Below are 17,337 nucleotides of genomic sequence, written 5' to 3'. Positions count from 1 at the left end.
CCAAAGCTGCATTTCTCGCTTGCAGCCCCTCGGCTCCTCTGCCGCCAGGACTCTCTCCGCTCCCGGTACTCCCGCGCCTGCACCTGCTCACCGAACAGCCGCATCCGCCGGCGCTTCCTCATAGATCGCGGCAATTTGCGCCCCCATGGCGCGAATCTTCGCCGCCACGGCGGACGGCTCCAGCACCCGAACGTCCGGGCCGTAGCCGAGGATCATGCCGTACATCCAGTGGTTGTCCGGGTAGCTGGCCCTGACCAGCAGCGAGCCGTCCTCCCGCACCTCCACCCGGTCCGCGCCGAACGTCTCCTCGACGCGCACGCGCAGCCGCGGGCGAAACCGCAGCACTAGCTCGATCTCCGGCCCCCGCTCCTGGTTGCCCCAGCGCGCATCGAGCTCCTCCATTCGCACGCCGCGATTCGCGAACCGTTCCATATGCACGCGCAGTCCTTCCACCCGGGATAGCCTGAACGTCCGGTAATCTCCGCGCAGCCTGCAATACGCGTACAGGTACCAGGCATACCCTTTCCACGCCAGGCCGATCGGCTCGACCTCCCGCGCCTCAGCCGCCCCGTCCGTACTCGTGTAAGCGAACGAAACGACCGTGCGGTTTTTCGATGCCTGCCGCAGCTGCGCCAAAATCGTCCGGTCCTTGATCCCCCCCGCCGTGCCACAGGTTCGTATCGAAGATCAGCGTCTCGCCCGCTTCCTCCAGCTGCTTCTGCTCCGACCTGGCGACCAGCGCCTTGATCTTCGTCAGCAGCCCGTCCATCTCCTCGTCGTCCAGCGACGCGCGCACGCCCTTCAGCGCCGTCAGAATCGACTGCAGGTCGTCCAGCGTGACGATCTGCCGATCGATGCGAAATTGCTCCATAATCTCGTAGCCCCCATCGCTCCCCGTGAACGACACGATCGGGATGCCCGCGGCGTTGATCGTTTCCAGATCGCGATAGATCGTGCGGTGCGAGACCTCGAACTTGTCGGCCAGCGTCTGGGCATTCACCCGGCGCCGGCTCAGCAGCATCATCGTGATGCCGAGCAGCCGTTCCACCTTCAAAGAAGCCACCTCCCCCCGATATCCGGTATTTTACTGAATCCGCAGGGGGGCCGTCGATTCCTTTTCCAATGGCCGCGATGCTCTCTGACAGACAGCTGTCAGAATCAACCTATTTAAGCGACTTAAGCTTGTCCGGATTGCGCAAAATATACAGGCTCCGGATGAGCCCGCCCTCAACGCGGAACAGGGCCGCCGTATGAACGACGCCGTCCTCGGAGCGCAAAATCATGCCGGGTTCCCCGTTGATGCGCTCCATGCGGACGTCCGCTTCGCCTTCGAACGTCGCGGTTTTGCGGATGACGCCCATAAGGAACTTGGCCACGCGCTCTGCGGTATGAATCGGGTTAACGGCCGCCTGCACCTTGCCTCCGCCATCGGGCAGCAGCACGACGTCGGGATCGAGCATGGACAGCAGCCGGCTCATGTTCCCCTGTCTGAGAGCGGCCACGAACCCGTCTACCCATTCTTCGGAGGCGGAAGGGGCTTGGAGCGGCGGCGCCTCGGCATCCAGTCCTAATTTCCCGCGCGCGCGGCTGAACAACTTCCGGCAGTTCACCTCGCTCTTATCCATGAGCCCGGCGATCTCTCCGTAGTCGAAACCGAGCGCCTCCCGCAGCACAAAAACCGCTCGCTCCGACGCCGTCAACCGCTCCAGCAGCACCAGCATGGCATAGGACAGCCGTTCGTCGCGCGCGACAGAATCCGCAGGGTCGTTATCCGCATCCGCCAGAGGCTCAGGCAGCCACTCTCCAAAGTATTCCTCCCGCTTCTTGCGAGCAGACTTGTAAAGATCCCGGCAGCGGTTCGTAACCATTTTGTACAGATACGGTCCGGGCACGGTCAATTTCTCCGGGGGCAGCTGATAGGCTTTCAAAAATACGTCCTGCACGACGTCTTCGGCGTCGGCGACAGACCCGGTCAGCTGGTAGGCGAGGTTGAACATCCGCCCCTTGTACTGCCTGTATAACTCCTGCATCTGGTCACTTCCTTATCCGGCTGTTTTCTTCTTGTAACTAACATATAGCTCGCCCGGCATTTAAATCAACCTTGGCCTTGGCGGCTTCCGTCATTCGTCCGTGTCACAGAGCGTCCGGTTCAATCGTTATAAGAATGTCGACAAATTAACAGGCTTTATTCAAACCCAATCGCCCAGCGGGGATACGGGCTAAACCCCAGGAGGTACTCATGAAAATCGTAGTGATCGGCGGCAGCGGACTGATCGGCAAAGGACTCGTACAGAACCTGAACAAGCTTGGGCATGAAGCGGTGGCGGCTTCCCCGTCCCTGGGCGTCAATTCGGTAACGGGCGAAGGGCTGGCCGCGGCGCTGGCCGGCGCGCAGGTCGTCGTCGACGTCACCAACTCGCCTTCGTTCGAGGAGCAGGCGGTGATGGCGTTTTTCGAAACGTCGACCAAAAATTTGCTATCCGAGGCGGCGAAAGCAGGCGTACGTCACTATGTCGCCCTATCGATCGTCGGCACGGACCGGCCGCCCGGCAACGCTTATTTCAACGCCAAGATCGCCCAGGAGAAGCTGATTCAGGCATCCCATATTCCTTACACGATCGTCAGAGCGACGCAGTTCTTCGAGTTTGCCGGCGGCATCGCCTATACGGCGACGGAAGGTCAAACCGTCCGTTTGCCGTCCGCCGCCATGCAGCCGATCGCGGCCGCGGACGTGAGCGCGGCGCTGGCCGACTATGCGCTGGCGGAGCCCGCGAACGGCATGGTCGAAGTGGCCGGCCCCGAGAAGATCGGGATGGACGCGTTCGTCCGCCAATTCTTGAAGGCGAACGGGGATAACCGCGAGGTCGTCACGGACGACGGGGCAGGCTACTTCGGCGGTCAAGTGGACGATCGCTCGCTCGTTCCTGCGGAAGACAGCAAAGCGCGTATCGCGCCGACCCGTTTTACGGATTGGCTCGCGCGTGCCTGAACGCAGTAGCTGAAGCCAAGCCAACATAGCAAAATAATAAATGAGCAGCTGGCCACCGTGGCAGCTGCTCATTTTGTCATGGAAGCTACCAGCCGATCTACTCCGCAGTTCCCGATCCGTACCTCTCTCGAATAAAATCGAGAAAAACCTCGCACACCGGCGTCAGCTGCCTGTCCTTCTTCCAAACGGCGCCCACCGTAAGCTCGCTTGCGGGATCGGTCACATGAACCCAAGCCATCGGGTAATTGCGGACGCCCAGCGTCTTCGGCAGCAAGGAAACGCCGAACCCCGCCGATACCAACCCGGCGACCATATCCAATTCGTCGGCACGATAAAGGGTCTCCGGCTCGACGCCGGCGCCGGCCAGCAGCGTTTCCACCGTATAGCTTAGAGCGCAGGAGGGCTTTAACCCGACATAGGCTTGCCCGCCGAGTTCTTCCAATCGAATGCTCTTTTTTGTCCGCCCACGGATGGTGAAGGGGGACGGCCAGATACAGCTCGGACTTGCCGATCTGCTGCCAATGGAACGCATCGTTCACGGATTCCCAAGTCGTGATCCCGAAGTCGCTGTCGTTATTGTGGATTCGCGCGGCCAGCTCGTCGTTCGAGCATTGATTCAGTTCGAATCGAATATCCGCATAGCGTTCGCGGAAGGCGCCCAGCATCGTGGGAAATAGTTCGGCGCCGACAATATGCGGGAAGCAAAGCGATATGACGCCCGACCACGGATTAATTTCATTCGCGATTTCTTGCTTGGCCTTCTCGATCTCCTTCAAGGCGTTCTGCGCCCGTTCCAAGAAAAGCTGGCCATAGCGGTTGAGCGCCAAGTTGCGTCCGCGTCGTTCGAACAGCTCCACGCCGACTTCCTTCTCCAGCGTGGCGATTGAACGGCTTAACGCAGGCTGAGTGACGGACAGCTGCTTCGCCGCATTCGTCATATGCTGCGACTTCGCTACCGCGATGAAATATTCGATCTGCTGCCACTCCAACGCTATCCCCCCCCTCAAACGATTACAAAATATCATGGTTTTTATGAAAATTATAAATTGGACGCATGATCGAGGCAAGCTTACGATTGAGGAAAGAGAGGAGATTGGCCAAATGGAATCTTATCGAGCGTTAACGGTAGATTGGAAGGATTCGAAGCTGCAATCGGAGGTCCGCGACTTTTCCGTAGACGATCTTCCCGACGGGGAGGTAACGATTCGGGTCGCTTATTCAAGCGTCAACTATAAGGACGGTTTAGCGACCATACAGGGAGCCGGGATCGTCAGTCGATACCCTCATACACCCGGCATTGACTTGGCTGGCACCGTACTCGCCTCGTCCGATCCTTCGTTTAAGCAAGGGGACGAGGTGCTCGTTACCGGATACGGACTTGGCGCATCCCATCCTGGCGGGTTCAGCGAGCTCGCGCGCGTCCCTGCGGCGTGGGTCGTGCCCCTGCCGTCCGGTCTGACCGCCAAGGCCGCGATGGCGATCGGAACTGCCGGATTCACGGCCGCATTATCCATCTACCGCATGGAACAGAATGGCCTCAATCCGGATCAAGGTCCCGTCCTGGTGAGTGGCGCCACCGGAGGCGTCGGAAGCTGGGCCGTCTCGATGCTGGCGAAGTCAGGCTACGAGGTGACGGCCAGCACCCGCAAGAGCGCGGAGATCGCATATTTAAAGAGCATCGGCGCACTGGAGACGATCTCGCCGTCGGAGCTGGTGGTGCCTGAGGCGAAGTCGCTTAACCGCGAGCGCTGGGCAGGGGCCGTCGATCCGGTCGGCGGGCGTTTCCTGACGCATGTCTTGAATTCGGTCCGATACGGCGGCTCCGTCGCGCTCAGCAGCTTCACGGGCGGAGCGGAGTTGGCCTCGACGGTATATCCCTTTATCCTGCGCGGGGTTAACCTGCTCGGCATCGATTCGGTATTATGCCCGATGGACGTAAGGCGTACGGTTTGGAACCGCATCGCCGCCGAATGGCAGCCGGATGGCGCGCTTCTGGACGCGGTCGTGCACGAGATTTCGTTGTCCGAGCTTCCCGCCGCGATCGCTCAAGTGCTGCAAGGGCGCATGCGCGGACGCGCCGTCGTCGCGCTGTCCTGACTGATCTCAATGACGATGAATGGGAAACTCAAGGAGGAAGGTGCTTTATGCCATCGGTTCGAAAGGAAGTTTTCATTGATCGTTCGCCCGAGCAAGTCTGGGATGCTGTTAGAGACGTAGGGGCATTCCACGTTCGTCTCGTCCCTGGCTATACCGAGAATACGCTTCTGGACGGATACGAAAGGACGCTGATCCTGCCGGATGGCGGTTCGGTACGCGAGCTGATCGTTGCTGTCGACGAGGAGGAGCGCCGTATGGTCTTCGCCGTAAAGGAAGGACGCCTGCCGCTTCTTCATCACAATGCCTCGTTCCAAGTGTTCCCGGACGGCGACAGCGGCAGCACGCTCGTCTGGATTACCGACTTTCTGCCCGAGGATCTGGCGCCGCAAATTCAAGCGCAGGTAGATCGGGTGTCGGCGGTTATTAAACAAACGATCGAGAACGCGAATTAAAGCCAAAACAGCGGCAGACCGGGACCTTATTTTAATCCGGGCTGCCTCTGTTGTTTTTACGGAAGTTGCGGCAGCAGCGGGCGCAGCGCCTCCGCCCAATGCCTGTAGCCCCGCTCCGTCAGGTGGCAGTAGTCCGGCGCGGTCTCCTGCGACAACGTCCCGTCCGCTTCTAGCAGCTGCGGGCCGATGTCGACGAACGTATACCCGCGCTCCCGCGCGATCTCCGCATACCGCGCGTTGATCTCCGCGATCGCGAGGCGCCGCGGATGGTCCGGCTCATGTTCGCGCGGGAATACCGCCATGATGACGATCTTGGCGTTCGGCGCCTTGGCTTCCACGCGGTCGCAGATCGCGCGCAGTCCGTCCGCGATCTCCTCCGGGCTGTTCGCCCGCGCGTTCTCCGTCTCGCTCGTATTGTTCGTGCCGATCAGGATGACGACCGTCTGCGGATTCAACCCGTCCAGCTGGCCGTGGTCAAGCCGCCACAGCACGTTCTGCGTGCGGTCCCAGCCGAAGCCCATGTTGAGCACCCGGTAGGGAGCGAATACGGAATTCCAGGCATCCCGATTCCCGTGCACGTTTTCCGACCAAGGCTCGCCTCCCCCAGAAATGCGTGATCGAATCGCCGATCAGGACGATCTCCGGATCGATCGCCTGCTGCTCGCTCAGCACCTGCTCGTGACGGGCCCACCAGTCGTAGCTGTCTTCCTCCAGCTTGGACACCGGCATGACCGCCGTGTTCATCGTTTTGCGTTCGTTCGTCATCGTTTCTCCTCCGTCTTATCCCTCGTCTTAAACGGTCATACCGGCAGCCCGGCGCCATCGATCTCCCGCACCGCCGCGGAGAGCGCCGCGATGGCCTGCTCGGCCAGCTGCTCCGGCGTTATCTTACGGCCCTCCGTGCTCCAATCCTTCGTAAGGCCATATGCGATCCAGCTGAGCATGACGGACATCTTCCGCGCCGCCGTGTCGTCCAGATACGCTTTTTGAATCAGCAATTGGTGGAACACGCCCTTCAACAGCTTGATCAGCTTGTTCTCGATATAGGGCTCATCGCCTCGTAGCTGCGCGCGCATTGCTTGCTGAAGTTCGCGTGAAACTCGCACAGCGTCACGATAATGCCCGTCAACGTCGCCCGGTTCAGCTCGGCATGGCATGACAGCTTCTGCATCAGGCTGTCTTTGAACATCTGCGAGAGCGCGTCTTCCATCAGCTCGTATTTATCCGCGTAGTGGGCATAGAAGGTCGCGCGATTGATCGTCGCCCGCTTCGTGATGTCCCCGATCGTGATGTCCTTGATATCCTTGTTGGGGATCAACGCATAAAACGCATCCAGGATCAGCTGCCGCGTCCGCAGGACACGCGGATCCGTCTTGGTCTCCTCCATGTATCTCCCCCCTCGCAAATCGCCGCTTCTCAGACAATCCGGCGCTTTTGTCGCTTAAGCGATAATCCGAAGCAACTTGACGGTTGTCGGCCGGTTACCGTTATCTTATCATAACCTAAGCAACAGATGTTGCATAAGTTCAAGGCGCAAGAGAGGGGATCGCATTCATGGTTCTGGTTCTTCAAATTCTTCTGGCGTTGTTGTTCGCCGTCTCCGGACTCGGCAAGGTCGCAGGGATTAAAATGCAGGTCGAAAACTTCGGCAAATTGGGGCTGCCGCAATGGTTTCGCGTCGTCACCGGACTGCTGCAGCTGGTCGGCGTCGCCGGACTCGTCGTCGGCTTCTGGCGCGACAGCTGGGCCGCCTGGGGCGCCGTCCTGATCGGCGTCATCATGCTCGGCGCCGTCGCCTTCCACTTGCGCGCCAAGGACAAATTCGGCGCGATCGTGCCTGCGCTGGTGCTGGCCGTGCTCGCCATCGCGCTCGCCGCGCTGCTCGGCTCGGATCTGGGCGACTTCCCGAACTGAATCTGCGGCTGCTCAAAAAAACCGTCAATCGAGGTTGACGGTTTTTTTTGCTGCATATTTTGTCAAAATTTAAGCCCCTTCCGCGAAAAACGATGGTACCATGAATAGTTAGTACTACCAGGTCCGCGCGCGATCCGGCACAATGAACGTAACAACGAAAGCGCCAGTCGGAAAGGAGCAACACGACATGACGTTGCGCAAAGTGAAAATATGCGGGACCGGCGAGTACCTGCCCGGACGTCCCGTCACCGATATCGAGATGGACGATCGTCTGGGCGTGGCGCGCGGATGGACGCGCAAAACGACGGATGTCGCCGTCCGGTACTTCGCGGACGGAGAGACCGCGTCGGAGATGGGCGCGAAGGCCGCCTATGCGGCCCTGGACGATGCCGGGCTTCGCTTCTCCGACGTCGACTGCCTCGTCTGCGCCAGCGGCACGCGCGAGCAGGCGCTCCCTTGCACCGCCGTCTATATTCAGCAGGCGATGGGCCAGGAGCGCTCCGGCGTTCCCGCCTTCGACGTCGACGCGACCTGCCTCAGTTTCCTCAACGCGCTGGACGTCATGTCGTGCATGATCGCGGCAGGCCGTTACCGCCGCGTGCTCATCGTGTCGACGGAGATCGCGTCGCTCGGGCTGGACTGGCGTCACAAGGAGAGCGCCGCGCTGTTCGGCGACGGCGCGGCCGCCGTCGTCTTAGCCCCCGCCGAAGAAGGGGAACGGTCCGCCATTGTCGGCGCGTCTCTGCGCACGTACGCGGACGGCGCCGCCTTCTCGGAGATCCGCGCCGGCGGCTCGCGGCGCCATCCGCGCGGTCCGCAGCCGGCAGAGCCGGACGATTACCTGTTCCGCATGGATGGCCCCGCGATTTTTAAGATGGCCGCGCGGCTGCTGCCCGACTTCGCGGACGATCTGCTGCGCGCGACCGGCTCGCGCATGTCCGACTTCAAGGCGGTCGTGCCCCATCAAGGGAGCGCGATGGCCGTGCGCCTGCTGCGCAAGAAGCTGGGCATCGCGGAGTCGCAGCTCGTCTATATCACGCCCGACCACGGCAACACGATCGCGGCCTCGATCCCGATGGGCCTGCACGAGGCCATCCGCTCGGGACGGATCGTCCGGGGCGACCGGGTGCTGATGATCGGCACGGCCGCGGGACTGACGCTCGGAGGGCTCGTGCTTGATTACTGAGCCGCGAATCGGGAGCCGGCGTGTCCTGCTTACCGGCGGCAGGGCGCCCGCCGCGCTGGAGCTCGCCCGGTTGCTTCGCGCGGCCGGGCATACGGTGTTCGCGGCCGAGAGCGCGCCCTATCATCTCTGCCGGGCGTCCAACGCCGTGACGCGCAGCTTCTCCGTGCCGGCGCCGGCGTTCGATCCCGCAGGCTTCTCGGCGGCACTGGTACGAATCGTGGACGAGTGCCGCATCGATGCGATCGTCCCCACGTGCGAGGAGATCTTCCACGTCTCGCGGGAGCTGGGGCAGTTCGCCGGCCGCTGCGAGGTGCTAGCAGCGCCGCTGGACGAGCTCGACCGGCTGCATCATAAGGGCGCGTTTATCCGGCTGGCGGAGGCCGCGGGCCTTCCCGTTCCCCCCGTCGGCGATCTTCGAGACGCCGGACGGCTGGCTGCCGCTGCTGGCGGACGACGCGTTCGCGGACGGGCTCGTGCTGAAGCCCGCATACTCGCGCTTCGCCTCGCGCGTCATCATGGTCGAGCCGCGCGAGGGGCGCTTATCCCCTTCGGTCAGGGAAGCCGCCATGCGCAAGCTGGCCGAAGCCGAAGCCGGCGGAGGCGGCGTATCGACGCGCCGCCCCTGGATCGCGCAGAAGCTGCTGCGCGGCGAGGAATGGTGCACGTACGGCGTCGCGCACGGTGGCGTGCTCACCGCGTTCGCCGCGTATCGCAGCCGCTTCCGGGCCGGGCGGGGCGCCAGCATCCACTTCGCCGCCGAAGCGCATCCCGCGCTGGCGGATTGGGTCGCGCGCTTCGTCCGCCACGCGCGCTTCACGGGCCAGATCGCTTTCGATTTCATGGCGGAGCCAAGCGGCGCGATCTATCCGCTCGAATGCAATCCGCGGGCCACGAGCGGCATCCATCTGTTCCGCCCCGCGGATGGGCTGGCGGAGGCGCTTCTTGCGCCCGCACGGCTCGTCGCGAGCGGGATCCAAGCGGCGCCTGCGCCAGGCGCGGGCGCCATGCTGTCTCCCGCGATGCTGACCTACGGGCTCGCGCAGGCCGTTCGCGAGCGCAGAATGCGCGAGTGGCTGCGCGCCTTCGCCGGCAGCCGCGACGCGGTGTACCGGCGCGGAGACGCCGGTCCCGCCGCCGAGCAGCTACGGCTGTTCGGCTGGCTCAGACGGACTGCCGCCGGGCAAGGCCTGACGCTCCAGGAAGCGTCGACTATCGATCTCGAATGGAATGGTGAACGATGACCAGAGCGTTAATAACCGGCGCGACCGGCTCCCTCGGGCGGGCGACCGCGCTGCGACTCGCGGAGGCGGGGTGGACCGTGACGGGGATCGGGCGCAACGCTGAAGCCGGACGGCGGCTGGAGGCTGCCGGCATCGCCTTCCGCCGGATCGATATCGGGACGCAGACGGAAGAGACCGCCGAGGCGTGCGCGGACCAGGACTATGTGATTCATTGCGCGGCGTTGTCTTCCCCGTGGGGACGCTATCGGGACTTCGAGTCGGCCAACGTCGCCGGCACCGCGCATGTCGTCGCGGGCTGCCTTCGCCATGGCGTTCGCAGGCTCGTGCACGTATCGACGCCTAGCGTTTATTTCGACTATACCGACCGGCTAGACGTGAAGGAGAATGCAGGATTGCCCCGCCGGCCCGTCAACGCCTACGCCGCGACGAAGCTGATCGCGGAGCAAGTCGTGCAAAAAGCGGTTGGCCAGGGACTGGACGCGGTCATCCTGCGCCCGAGAGCTATCTTCGGCCCCGAGGACGGCTCGTTGTTCCCGCGGCTGATGCGGGTCAACGAACGTCGCGGCATCCCGCTCATCGGCGGCGGTCAGGCGCTGCTCGACCTGACCTACGCGGATAACGTCGTCGACGCGCTGGAGGCGGCCTGCCTGGCGCCGTCCTCGGCGGCCGGGCAGATCTTCAACATCTCGAACGGCGAGCCGGTCCGGTTGATCGACCTGCTGCGGCGCCTGTTCGCCCTGCTGGAGCAGCCGCTTCGCACGCGGGAAATCCCGCTTCGCACGGCGCTGGCCGCGGGCACCTTGATGGAGCGCGCGTACCGGATCGCGCCGTTTCTCGGCGCGGAGCCGCCCTTCACGCGCTATACCGTCGGCCTGCTCGCGTACAGCCAGACGCTCGACATCTCCGCGGCGCGCCGAACGCTTGGATATGCACCGCGCGTGAGCATAGACGAGGGGCTCCGGCGATTCGCCGCCTGGTGGAGGGCGAACCGATGAGCGCAGGATCAAAGATCGTGCCGGTCGAGCTGAAGTTGATGTCGGCCGGCTACTGCGTGCACCCCGAGTTCGTAACGATCCGGGGCGGATCGCTCCGTACGGGCGCGTATCCGGCCGGATTTGCGCTGATCCGCCATCCCGCCCAAGGCTGGATCCTGTTCGATACCGGTTATTCCGCCCGTTTCGAAGCATTGACGCAGCAGCTCCCCCTACTCGCTGTACCGCCGGCTTACGCCGGTCCGCTACCGGGAGGAAGACGCCGCCGTGCATCAATTAGAGAAGCTAGGCATTCGCGCGGACGAGATCGGCACCGTAATCCTTTCGCACTTCCATGCGGATCACATCGCCGGCGCACGGGACTTTCCGAACGCCCGGTTTCTGTATCCCGAAGCCGCCTATGCGCCGCTGCGCCGCCTCGGCCCGTTTCGGTCCACGCGCGCGGGATTCCTCCCGGGCCTGCTGCCGGACGGCTTCGCGGACCAGGCTTCGCCCATCGAGCGGACGGCTGCGTGGACGCCGCTGCCGGGCCCATCGCCGTTAAGCGGCGGTTGGGACCTGCTGGGCGACGGCAGCCTGATCGCCGTCAGCCTCCCCGGGCATGCCGCGGGCCAGATCGGCCTGCTGCTCTATGCTTCTGAAGGGCCTACGCGCTGCCTGCTGTGCGCCGACGCCGCCTGGTCGAGCCTGGCGCTGCGCGAGAACCGCCCGCCGCATCCCGCCGCCGGCATCGTCATGGACGACCGGCGGGCTTACCGCGACACCTTCGCGCAGCTGCGTCGCTGGCAAGCCGCAGATCCGGCGCTCGTCATCGTGCCGAGCCATTGCCGCGAATTTTTCCCCATCGACGACCGGGAGGTGCCTTAGCGATGAAAAAAGCCGCCAGCTTCATCCGCCACTACCTGCTTGCCCGGCGCGGCGCCCGCCGCTGGCAGGATCGCGCCGCGTTCGATCGCTGGCGCGAAGAGCGCGTGCTGCGCCACATCGCACGCGTTCGCCGTGAATCGCCATTCTATCGCGAATTGTGGGAAGGCATCGCCGATGCGGATTGGCGCGCTTTTCCCGAGATCGACAAATCCGCCATGATGGCCGGCTTCGACCGGCTCAACACCGTCGGCATCGCCAAGTCCGAGGCGTTCGCCGTCGCGGAGGCGGCGGAGCGGTCGCGCGACTTCACGCCCGCGCTGCGCGGCATCACCGTCGGCCTTTCGTCGGGCACCTCCGGCAACCGCGGTCTGTTCCTCGTCAGTCCCGAGGAGCAGGCCGCCTGGGCAGGAACGGTCCTCGGCAAGCTGCTGCCGGTCTCGCTGCTCAGCCGGTTTAAGATCGCCTTTTTCCTGCGCGCGAACAGCAATCTATACGCATCCGTCGGCAACCGGCGGCTGGCGTTCGGGTTCTACGATCTGCTAGATCCGATCGAAGCGCATCTGCGGCGGCTGCGGGCCGAGCGGCCGGATCTGATCGCGGCGCCGCCGTCCATGCTGCGTTCGCTGGCGGACGCTTCCCTCGCGGGCAAGCTCGACGGCGTCCGGCCACGCCGGATCGTCGCCGCCGCCGAGGTGCTCGACCCGCTGGACCGCGCGACGATCGAACGGGCCTTCGGCCAGACCGTGCACCAGGTCTATCAATGCACCGAAGGCTTCCTCGGCTGCACCTGCGCGCACGGCACGCTGCATCTGAACGAGGATCTCGTCTATATCGAAAAGGCGAACGTACCCGGCAAGCCCGGCACGTTCGTGCCGATCGTCACCGACTTCTCGCGCCGGACGCAGCCGATCGTCCGCTACCGGCTGAACGACCTGCTCGTCGAGCGCGCGGCGCCCTGCCCCTGCGGCTCGCCCTTTACCGCGATCGAGCGGATCGAGGGGCGATGCGACGACATTTTCTACGCCTCGGCTCTGCAGCCTGGCGCGGCGCCCGTCCCCGTCTATCCGGACTTCGTGACGCGTGCGGTCATCGGCGCCTCTAGCGAGATCGAGCAGTACCGCGTCGTGCAGACGGCGCCGGATCGCTGGACGGTCGAGCTCGACCTTCGGGACGGCGATCTGCGCCAGGCAGCCGAGTCGCGCATTCAGCAGGCGGTCGAGGCACTGTGCGAACGACTAGGATGCGCGGCCCCCGTGCTCTCTTTCACGTCCTATGCACGTATGGCCGGTGACCGAAAGCTCCGCCGCGTCGAACGGAGGTATGCGCCATGAGCGTATCCGTCGTTTTTTACGACAGCACGAATATCGGAGATTGCCCCTGGCCGGACACGGCGTACGGGCGATATGCCAAGCGTTACCTGCTTCCGATCATAGAGGGGGGCAGCGAAGCGTTCGTCGGCAACGTGCGTACGCGCCTCCTCGTCATGAGCGTCGGCGGCATTCCCGTACCCGTCACCGTCAACGAGGCGGAGTACGCGAACTCCTATGTCTGCTCGCCCTACACGCACTATGTGAGTTACGCCAAGGAGGAGCTCTCTCTGCTCCGCAATCGCGCGCTCATCGCCGCCTTGTCCGCGGTGTTGACCGGCATCGGCGGCCTGCTGAAGGCGTCGCGGTTCAACCGCATCGTGCATGTCAACAACTGGCTGCTGTCGACCAACTTGTACCCAGCGCTGTCGGACGAACAATGGTCGGCGGCGCTTGACTGCCTGATCCGCGCGTTTCCCGGCTACGCCATCGCCTTCCGGTCGCTCAACGCCTCGCTGAACGCCCGGGAGATGGATCTGCTCCGCGGGCGGCGGTGCCGCCTCGTGCCCAGCCGGCAGATCTACCTGCTGCGGACCGGCGATCCGGACTTCGCGAATGCCAAGGCCCGCTGGCTTCTGAAGCGCGACCGGGCGCTCGCGGAACAGCATGGCTACGTCCAAGTCGGCCCCACGGATATCGTGACGGCGGACATACCGCGCATCGCAGAGCTGTACAAGATGCTGTACCTGGATAAATATTCGCTGCACAATCCGCAGTTCACGACGCGCCTCCTGGAGCAGGCGCTTGCCCATGGCACGCTCGAGCTTCACGGCTACCGCGACGGCACCACCGGCAGACTCGAGGCGATTCTCGGTTTCTACGCGCGAGAGGGCGCCATGACGACGCCTTTATTCGGCTATGACACCTCGCGCCCGCAGGCGCACGGCCTCTACCGGCTGCTGTCGGCCCTCCTAATCGGCATCGCCCGCGACCGCGGCCTGCTGCTGCACGAGAGCTCGGGCGCGGCGCAGTTCAAACGCAATCGCGGCGCAGTCGCCGACATCGAGTACACCGCGCTGTACGACAGGCATCTGCCCGCATGGCGAAGAGGCAGCTGGTCCGCGCTCGAAGGATTGCTCGGCAAGATCGGCGTACCGCTGATGCAAAAATACAAACTGTAGTCGGACCGGAGGAACGAGGCATGGCGATGCATGGGAAGCAGGAGAGAACGGCGTTGTTAACGGGCGCGTCCAGCGGCTTCGGCCTGCTCATCGCGATTGAATTGGCGAAGCGGGGCTACCGGGTCGTCGCCGCGATGCGGGATCCAGGGAAGCAAGCGGCGCTCGTGCAAGAGGCGGAACGCGCCGGCGCGGCCGATCGCATAGAGGTGGTCAAGCTCGACGTGACCGATGCGGCAACGATTGAGCGTACCGTGTCCGACATGCTGCGGAAATACGGCCGGATCGACGTGCTGGTGAACAACGCGGGCATGGCGGTCGGCGGCTTCGTCGAGGAAGTGCCGATGACGGCGTGGCGGGCGCAGATGGAGACGAACTTCCTCGGTCTGGTGGCGATGACGCGGGCCGTGCTGCCGGCGATGCGGGCGCAGGGGGGGCGGCACGATCATTCAGATGAGCAGCGTGAGCGGCCTGTGGGGAATCCCCGGGTTCGGCGCTTATGCCGCGTCCAAGTTCGCGGTCGAAGGCTTCAGCGAGAGCCTGCGCCATGAGGTCGCGCCGCTGGGCATCCGCGTCGCCATCGTCGAGCCCGGCGCTTATCGCACGGCGATCTGGGCGAAGGGCTTCGCGGACATGCACGCGCAGCCGGACTCGCCCTATGCCAGCGCGCTGGACGCCGTGCTCCGCTTGGCTCGGCGCACGGCCGAGACGGCGCCCGATCCGCGCGAGGTCGCCGAGCTCGTAGGGAGCTTGGCCGACAAACGCCGCATCTCGCGGCTGCGCTATCCGATCGGCCGCGGCGCGCGCCTGCTGCCGCTCGCCGGCAGACTGCTGCCTTGGCGGCTGATCGAGGCGGCTACGAGGCGGGCTATGCGTCCATAAATGAGTTTTCGGCATAGCCGGATGTCGTCCAAGGTAGTCCAAAACCTTCGATCGCTGCCGAAAAGCCGTGCAATTTCCATAGAGGCCGCATCCGCAGCGGAGTTGCACGGAAAAACCGTTTTACTCGCGCAGAAACGCCGCCCGGTAGCGGAGTTGCACGGAAAAACCGTTTAACTCGTGTAGAGACACGGTCCGGTAGCGGTGTTGCACGGAAAAACCGTTTAACTCGCGCAGAAACACCGTCCGGTAGCGGTGTTGCACGGAAAAACCGTTTAACTCGCGCAGAAACGCCGCCCGGTAGCGGAGTTGCACGGAAAAACCGTTTAACTCGCGCAGAAACGCCGCCCGGTAGCGGAGTTGCACGGAAAAACCGTCTAACTCGCGCAGAAACGCCGCCCGGTTGCGGAGTTGCACGGAAAAACCGTTTTACTCGCGCAGAAACGCCGCCCGGTAGCGGAGTTGCACGGAAAAACCGTTTAACTCGCGCAGAAACGCCGCCCGGTAGCGGAGTTGCACGGAAAAACCGTTTAACTCGCGCAGAAACGCCGCCCGGTAGCGGAGTTGCACGGAAAAACCGTTTAACTCGCGCACGAACGCCGCCCGGTAGCGGAGTTGCACGGAAAAACCGTCTAACTCGCGCAGAAACGCCGTCCGGTAGCGGTGTTGCACGGAAAAACCGTTTAACTCGCGCAGAAACGCCGCCCGGTGGCGGAGTTGCGCGGAAAAACCGTTTAACTCCATGCCGATAAGCCTAAATGGGCGATAAAGCGGGCTAACACGTCATGTACATTGCAAAGATACTGGCTGTAGAGTAACTTTTGGCCTTTTCCGCATTGTTTAGACCGGTCCGCGAGCCTGTAGAGTCGGATTGCCAACTATCAACGCGCTACGCACACTCTCCCTTTACGCTCTCACGTACTCTCTCACATGTATTCTCTCTCAAGTGATCTCTCACGTACACTCCCTCACACGCTCCCGTTCGCGTTTTCACACGCCGGTTCCACTCTCGCTGCCTCATCCTTTGAATAACTTTTCATTCTTATGCACGAATAGAAACAGAAATCAGCTTGACACGATTGTTTGATAACGATTATCATTATCGATGAAGTTGCAGCCTGCGGGCAATAAAGATATCCATTATAGATTAGGGGGAAATCATTTGTCTTACATACGCCACTCGTCTCTGTTCGCCTTGCTGTCGATTTTGATCCTGCTCGTCGCCGCTTGCGGCAACGGCAAAAACAATAACAACGCGGCGTCTTCGTCCGCATCGTCATCGGCTTCCGCGCCCGCCTCTTCCGAAGCTGCCGCTTCGCCTTCCGCATCTTCGTCCGCAGAAGCAAGCGGCACGCGCAACGTCAAGCACGCGCTCGGCGAGCTGCCGATCACGGGCGTGCCCAAGAAGATCGTCGTCCTCGAATGGACGTACGCCGAAGAGCTGCTGACGCTCGGCGTCCAGCCCGCTGGCGTCGCGGACATCGCGAACATGAAGAAGTGGATCTCCACGCCGACGGAGCTGTCTGCGGACGTACAGGACGTGGGCACCCGCCAGGAGCCGAACCTCGAGACGATCGCGGCGCTCGAGCCTGACCTGATCATCGGCGTCAAGTTCCGCCACGAGGCGACGTACGATCAGCTGAACGGCATCGCGCCGACGCTGCTGTTCGATCCGTATCCGCCGGAGGGACAGGGCGACCAGTACCAAGAGATGCTCGCTACGTTCCACACGATCGCGGACGTCCTCGGCAAGCAGGCCGAAGCCGAAGCGATGCTCGCGGATCTGCAGAAGACGTACGACGACGGCAAGGCGAAGCTCGCCGCGGCCGGCAAGGAAGGCCGGTCGATCGTGCTGACGATGCCGTGGGTCGACCAGAACGCGGTCACGTTCCGCATCTCCACCGACAACGCGCTCGCGATCAAGAACCTGGAGCATCTCGGCCTGAAGAACGCCTTCAAGCCGGCCCAGTTCGAAGTCTACGGCTACTCCACCACGGGCGTAGAAGCGCTGCAGTCCGTACAGGATGCCGACTACCTGCATATCACGGCGGAGGACGACGTGCTGCCGATGCTGGAGAAAAACCCCGTATGGACCGGCCTCAACTTCGTCAAGGATAAGCGCATCTATGCGTTGGGCGGCGACACTTGGCCGTACGGCGGGCCTTATGCCGCCAAGCTGATGGCCGAGCGCGCCGTCAACGCGCTGACGGCCGCCCAATGATTAAGGCGTTGGTC

At 63.2% G+C, this 17,337-nt stretch carries 25 protein-coding genes; 13 read left to right on the top strand and 12 right to left on the bottom strand.

Translation table 11 applies throughout. The features are described from left to right. Positions 1 to 87 precede the first annotated feature (87 nt). The 3 genes from OMP38_RS27330 to sigJ all read right to left on the bottom strand — a co-directional run bounded on the left by OMP38_RS27330 (position 88) and on the right by sigJ (position 2,030). Positions 88 to 636, bottom strand: coding sequence for a helix-turn-helix transcriptional regulator (locus OMP38_RS27330; RefSeq protein WP_277567900.1), 549 nt, complete (start codon positions 634 to 636; stop codon positions 88 to 90). Then, complete coding sequence (locus OMP38_RS27325; RefSeq protein ID WP_277568388.1) at positions 560 to 1,048, bottom strand: helix-turn-helix transcriptional regulator; 489 nt, start codon at positions 1,046 to 1,048, stop codon at positions 560 to 562. The genes OMP38_RS27330 and OMP38_RS27325 overlap by 77 nt, the downstream gene beginning before the upstream one ends. A 115-nt stretch (positions 1,049 to 1,163) precedes the next feature. Next, positions 1,164 to 2,030, bottom strand: coding sequence for an RNA polymerase sigma factor SigJ (gene sigJ, locus OMP38_RS27320; RefSeq protein ID WP_277567899.1), 867 nt, complete (start codon positions 2,028 to 2,030; stop codon positions 1,164 to 1,166). A 209-nt stretch (positions 2,031 to 2,239) separates the two neighbouring features. Here sigJ and OMP38_RS27315 point away from each other — a divergent pair, with 209 nt between their 5' ends. Further along, entirely contained in the window at positions 2,240 to 2,989 is a 750-nt protein-coding gene (locus tag OMP38_RS27315) for an SDR family oxidoreductase (protein WP_277567898.1), read from the top strand. A gap of 68 nt (positions 2,990 to 3,057) precedes the next feature. Here the strand turns inward: OMP38_RS27315 and OMP38_RS36690 are convergent, their stop codons facing one another. Continuing rightward, positions 3,058 to 4,014, bottom strand: a complete 957-nt coding sequence (locus OMP38_RS36690) for a LysR family transcriptional regulator (protein WP_277567897.1) — start codon at positions 4,012 to 4,014, stop codon at positions 3,058 to 3,060. A 76-nt stretch (positions 4,015 to 4,090) separates the two neighbouring features. Between OMP38_RS36690 and OMP38_RS27305 the strand changes: the two genes are divergently transcribed. Then, positions 4,091 to 5,086, top strand: coding sequence for an acrylyl-CoA reductase family protein (locus OMP38_RS27305; RefSeq protein WP_277567896.1), 996 nt, complete (start codon positions 4,091 to 4,093; stop codon positions 5,084 to 5,086). Between the two features lie 47 nt (positions 5,087 to 5,133). Then, complete coding sequence (locus tag OMP38_RS27300; protein WP_277567895.1) at positions 5,134 to 5,538, top strand: SRPBCC family protein; 405 nt, start codon at positions 5,134 to 5,136, stop codon at positions 5,536 to 5,538. Between the two features lie 56 nt (positions 5,539 to 5,594). Here the strand turns inward: OMP38_RS27300 and OMP38_RS27295 are convergent, their stop codons facing one another. The 4 genes from OMP38_RS27295 to OMP38_RS27280 are packed head-to-tail and all read right to left on the bottom strand — an operon-like array spanning position 5,595 to position 6,925. Further along, positions 5,595 to 6,059: a GDSL-type esterase/lipase family protein gene (locus OMP38_RS27295; protein WP_277567894.1), complete on the bottom strand. Its 465-nt coding sequence runs from the start codon at positions 6,057 to 6,059 to the stop codon at positions 5,595 to 5,597. Next, complete coding sequence (locus OMP38_RS27290; protein ID WP_277567893.1) at positions 6,013 to 6,303, bottom strand: SGNH/GDSL hydrolase family protein; 291 nt, start codon at positions 6,301 to 6,303, stop codon at positions 6,013 to 6,015. The genes OMP38_RS27295 and OMP38_RS27290 overlap by 47 nt, the downstream gene beginning before the upstream one ends. Before the next feature lie 35 nt (positions 6,304 to 6,338). Beyond that, entirely contained in the window at positions 6,339 to 6,536 is a 198-nt protein-coding gene (locus OMP38_RS27285) for a hypothetical protein (RefSeq protein ID WP_277567892.1), read from the bottom strand. 29 nt (positions 6,537 to 6,565) lie between these two features. Further along, on the bottom strand, positions 6,566 to 6,925 hold the full coding sequence (locus OMP38_RS27280; protein WP_277567891.1) for a TetR/AcrR family transcriptional regulator: 360 nt from the start codon (positions 6,923 to 6,925) through the stop codon (positions 6,566 to 6,568). 167 nt (positions 6,926 to 7,092) lie between these two features. Between OMP38_RS27280 and OMP38_RS27275 the strand changes: the two genes are divergently transcribed. Continuing rightward, positions 7,093 to 7,452 carry a DoxX family protein gene (locus OMP38_RS27275; protein ID WP_277567890.1) on the top strand — a complete coding sequence of 120 codons (360 nt, stop codon included), beginning with the start codon at positions 7,093 to 7,095 and terminating at the stop codon, positions 7,450 to 7,452. A 187-nt stretch (positions 7,453 to 7,639) separates the two neighbouring features. Next, complete coding sequence (locus tag OMP38_RS27270; protein ID WP_277567889.1) at positions 7,640 to 8,638, top strand: beta-ketoacyl-ACP synthase III; 999 nt, start codon at positions 7,640 to 7,642, stop codon at positions 8,636 to 8,638. A gap of 120 nt (positions 8,639 to 8,758) precedes the next feature. On the opposite strand, the gene OMP38_RS27265 is transcribed toward OMP38_RS27270, so the two are convergent. Both OMP38_RS27265 and OMP38_RS27260 read right to left on the bottom strand, forming a co-directional pair. After that, positions 8,759 to 8,890, bottom strand: coding sequence for a hypothetical protein (locus OMP38_RS27265; protein ID WP_277567888.1), 132 nt, complete (start codon positions 8,888 to 8,890; stop codon positions 8,759 to 8,761). A gap of 61 nt (positions 8,891 to 8,951) precedes the next feature. Continuing rightward, on the bottom strand, positions 8,952 to 9,155 hold the full coding sequence (locus OMP38_RS27260) for a hypothetical protein (RefSeq protein ID WP_277567887.1): 204 nt from the start codon (positions 9,153 to 9,155) through the stop codon (positions 8,952 to 8,954). Between OMP38_RS27260 and OMP38_RS27255 the strand changes: the two genes are divergently transcribed. The 7 genes from OMP38_RS27255 (at position 9,154) to OMP38_RS35165 (ending at position 15,105) form a co-directional block, all read left to right on the top strand. Beyond that, on the top strand, positions 9,154 to 9,879 hold the full coding sequence (locus OMP38_RS27255) for an ATP-grasp domain-containing protein (protein ID WP_277567886.1): 726 nt from the start codon (positions 9,154 to 9,156) through the stop codon (positions 9,877 to 9,879). The genes OMP38_RS27260 and OMP38_RS27255 overlap by 2 nt on opposite strands. Beyond that, the gene (locus tag OMP38_RS27250; protein WP_277567885.1) at positions 9,876 to 10,874 is read left to right on the top strand and encodes an NAD-dependent epimerase/dehydratase family protein; all 999 of its coding nucleotides are present in this window, start codon (positions 9,876 to 9,878) and stop codon (positions 10,872 to 10,874) included. Before OMP38_RS27255 ends, OMP38_RS27250 begins: the two co-directional genes overlap by 4 nt. A 264-nt stretch (positions 10,875 to 11,138) precedes the next feature. Next, on the top strand, positions 11,139 to 11,738 hold the full coding sequence (locus OMP38_RS27245; RefSeq protein ID WP_277567884.1) for an MBL fold metallo-hydrolase: 600 nt from the start codon (positions 11,139 to 11,141) through the stop codon (positions 11,736 to 11,738). Between the two features lie 2 nt (positions 11,739 to 11,740). Next, on the top strand, positions 11,741 to 13,069 hold the full coding sequence (locus tag OMP38_RS27240) for a F390 synthetase-related protein (RefSeq protein WP_277567883.1): 1,329 nt from the start codon (positions 11,741 to 11,743) through the stop codon (positions 13,067 to 13,069). Then, a complete protein-coding gene (locus OMP38_RS27235; protein WP_277567882.1) occupies positions 13,066 to 14,226 on the top strand; it encodes a GNAT family N-acetyltransferase in 1,161 nt (386 codons plus the stop codon). The genes OMP38_RS27240 and OMP38_RS27235 overlap by 4 nt, the downstream gene beginning before the upstream one ends. 20 nt (positions 14,227 to 14,246) lie before the next feature. Then, complete coding sequence (locus tag OMP38_RS35170; RefSeq protein WP_338130671.1) at positions 14,247 to 14,774, top strand: SDR family NAD(P)-dependent oxidoreductase; 528 nt, start codon at positions 14,247 to 14,249, stop codon at positions 14,772 to 14,774. Continuing rightward, positions 14,677 to 15,105 (top strand): SDR family NAD(P)-dependent oxidoreductase, encoded by a 429-nt coding sequence (locus OMP38_RS35165; RefSeq protein ID WP_338130670.1) that lies wholly within the window; start codon positions 14,677 to 14,679, stop codon positions 15,103 to 15,105. The genes OMP38_RS35170 and OMP38_RS35165 overlap by 98 nt, the downstream gene beginning before the upstream one ends. 120 nt (positions 15,106 to 15,225) lie before the next feature. On the opposite strand, the gene OMP38_RS27225 is transcribed toward OMP38_RS35165, so the two are convergent. Continuing rightward, positions 15,226 to 15,519 (bottom strand): hypothetical protein, encoded by a 294-nt coding sequence (locus OMP38_RS27225; protein WP_277567881.1) that lies wholly within the window; start codon positions 15,517 to 15,519, stop codon positions 15,226 to 15,228. Positions 15,520 to 15,531: 12 nt separating this feature from the next. Further along, on the bottom strand, positions 15,532 to 15,846 hold the full coding sequence (locus tag OMP38_RS27220; RefSeq protein ID WP_277567880.1) for a hypothetical protein: 315 nt from the start codon (positions 15,844 to 15,846) through the stop codon (positions 15,532 to 15,534). Positions 15,847 to 16,264: 418 nt separating this feature from the next. Between OMP38_RS27220 and OMP38_RS27215 the strand changes: the two genes are divergently transcribed. Next, positions 16,265 to 17,323 (top strand): ABC transporter substrate-binding protein, encoded by a 1,059-nt coding sequence (locus OMP38_RS27215; protein ID WP_277567879.1) that lies wholly within the window; start codon positions 16,265 to 16,267, stop codon positions 17,321 to 17,323. Positions 17,324 to 17,337: the final 14 nt, after the last annotated feature.

It is taken from the genome of Cohnella ginsengisoli, from assembly GCF_029525555.1.
In the GTDB taxonomy this organism is placed as follows: Bacteria; Bacillota; Bacilli; order Paenibacillales; family Paenibacillaceae; genus Cohnella; species Cohnella ginsengisoli.
This window is presented reverse-complemented; position numbering and strand designations above follow the sequence as displayed.

Coding starts and splice junctions, on each gene's coding strand:
- sigJ (WP_277567899.1), bottom strand. CDS start 2,030: ATGCAGGAGTTATACAGGCAGTACAAGGGGCGGATGTTCAACCTCGCC.
- OMP38_RS27315 (WP_277567898.1), top strand. CDS start 2,240: ATGAAAATCGTAGTGATCGGCGGCAGCGGACTGATCGGCAAAGGACTC.
- OMP38_RS36690 (WP_277567897.1), bottom strand. CDS start 4,014: ATGATATTTTGTAATCGTTTGAGGGGGGGGATAGCGTTGGAGTGGCAG.
- OMP38_RS27305 (WP_277567896.1), top strand. CDS start 4,091: ATGGAATCTTATCGAGCGTTAACGGTAGATTGGAAGGATTCGAAGCTG.
- OMP38_RS27300 (WP_277567895.1), top strand. CDS start 5,134: ATGCCATCGGTTCGAAAGGAAGTTTTCATTGATCGTTCGCCCGAGCAA.
- OMP38_RS27295 (WP_277567894.1), bottom strand. CDS start 6,059: ATGGGCTTCGGCTGGGACCGCACGCAGAACGTGCTGTGGCGGCTTGAC.
- OMP38_RS27290 (WP_277567893.1), bottom strand. CDS start 6,303: ATGACGAACGAACGCAAAACGATGAACACGGCGGTCATGCCGGTGTCC.
- OMP38_RS27280 (WP_277567891.1), bottom strand. CDS start 6,925: ATGGAGGAGACCAAGACGGATCCGCGTGTCCTGCGGACGCGGCAGCTG.
- OMP38_RS27275 (WP_277567890.1), top strand. CDS start 7,093: ATGGTTCTGGTTCTTCAAATTCTTCTGGCGTTGTTGTTCGCCGTCTCC.
- OMP38_RS27270 (WP_277567889.1), top strand. CDS start 7,640: ATGACGTTGCGCAAAGTGAAAATATGCGGGACCGGCGAGTACCTGCCC.
- OMP38_RS27255 (WP_277567886.1), top strand. CDS start 9,154: ATGGTCGAGCCGCGCGAGGGGCGCTTATCCCCTTCGGTCAGGGAAGCC.
- OMP38_RS27260 (WP_277567887.1), bottom strand. CDS start 9,155: ATGATGACGCGCGAGGCGAAGCGCGAGTATGCGGGCTTCAGCACGAGC.
- OMP38_RS27250 (WP_277567885.1), top strand. CDS start 9,876: ATGACCAGAGCGTTAATAACCGGCGCGACCGGCTCCCTCGGGCGGGCG.
- OMP38_RS27240 (WP_277567883.1), top strand. CDS start 11,741: ATGAAAAAAGCCGCCAGCTTCATCCGCCACTACCTGCTTGCCCGGCGC.
- OMP38_RS27235 (WP_277567882.1), top strand. CDS start 13,066: ATGAGCGTATCCGTCGTTTTTTACGACAGCACGAATATCGGAGATTGC.
- OMP38_RS35170 (WP_338130671.1), top strand. CDS start 14,247: ATGGCGATGCATGGGAAGCAGGAGAGAACGGCGTTGTTAACGGGCGCG.
- OMP38_RS35165 (WP_338130670.1), top strand. CDS start 14,677: ATGAGCAGCGTGAGCGGCCTGTGGGGAATCCCCGGGTTCGGCGCTTAT.
- OMP38_RS27220 (WP_277567880.1), bottom strand. CDS start 15,846: ATGGAGTTAAACGGTTTTTCCGCGCAACTCCGCCACCGGGCGGCGTTT.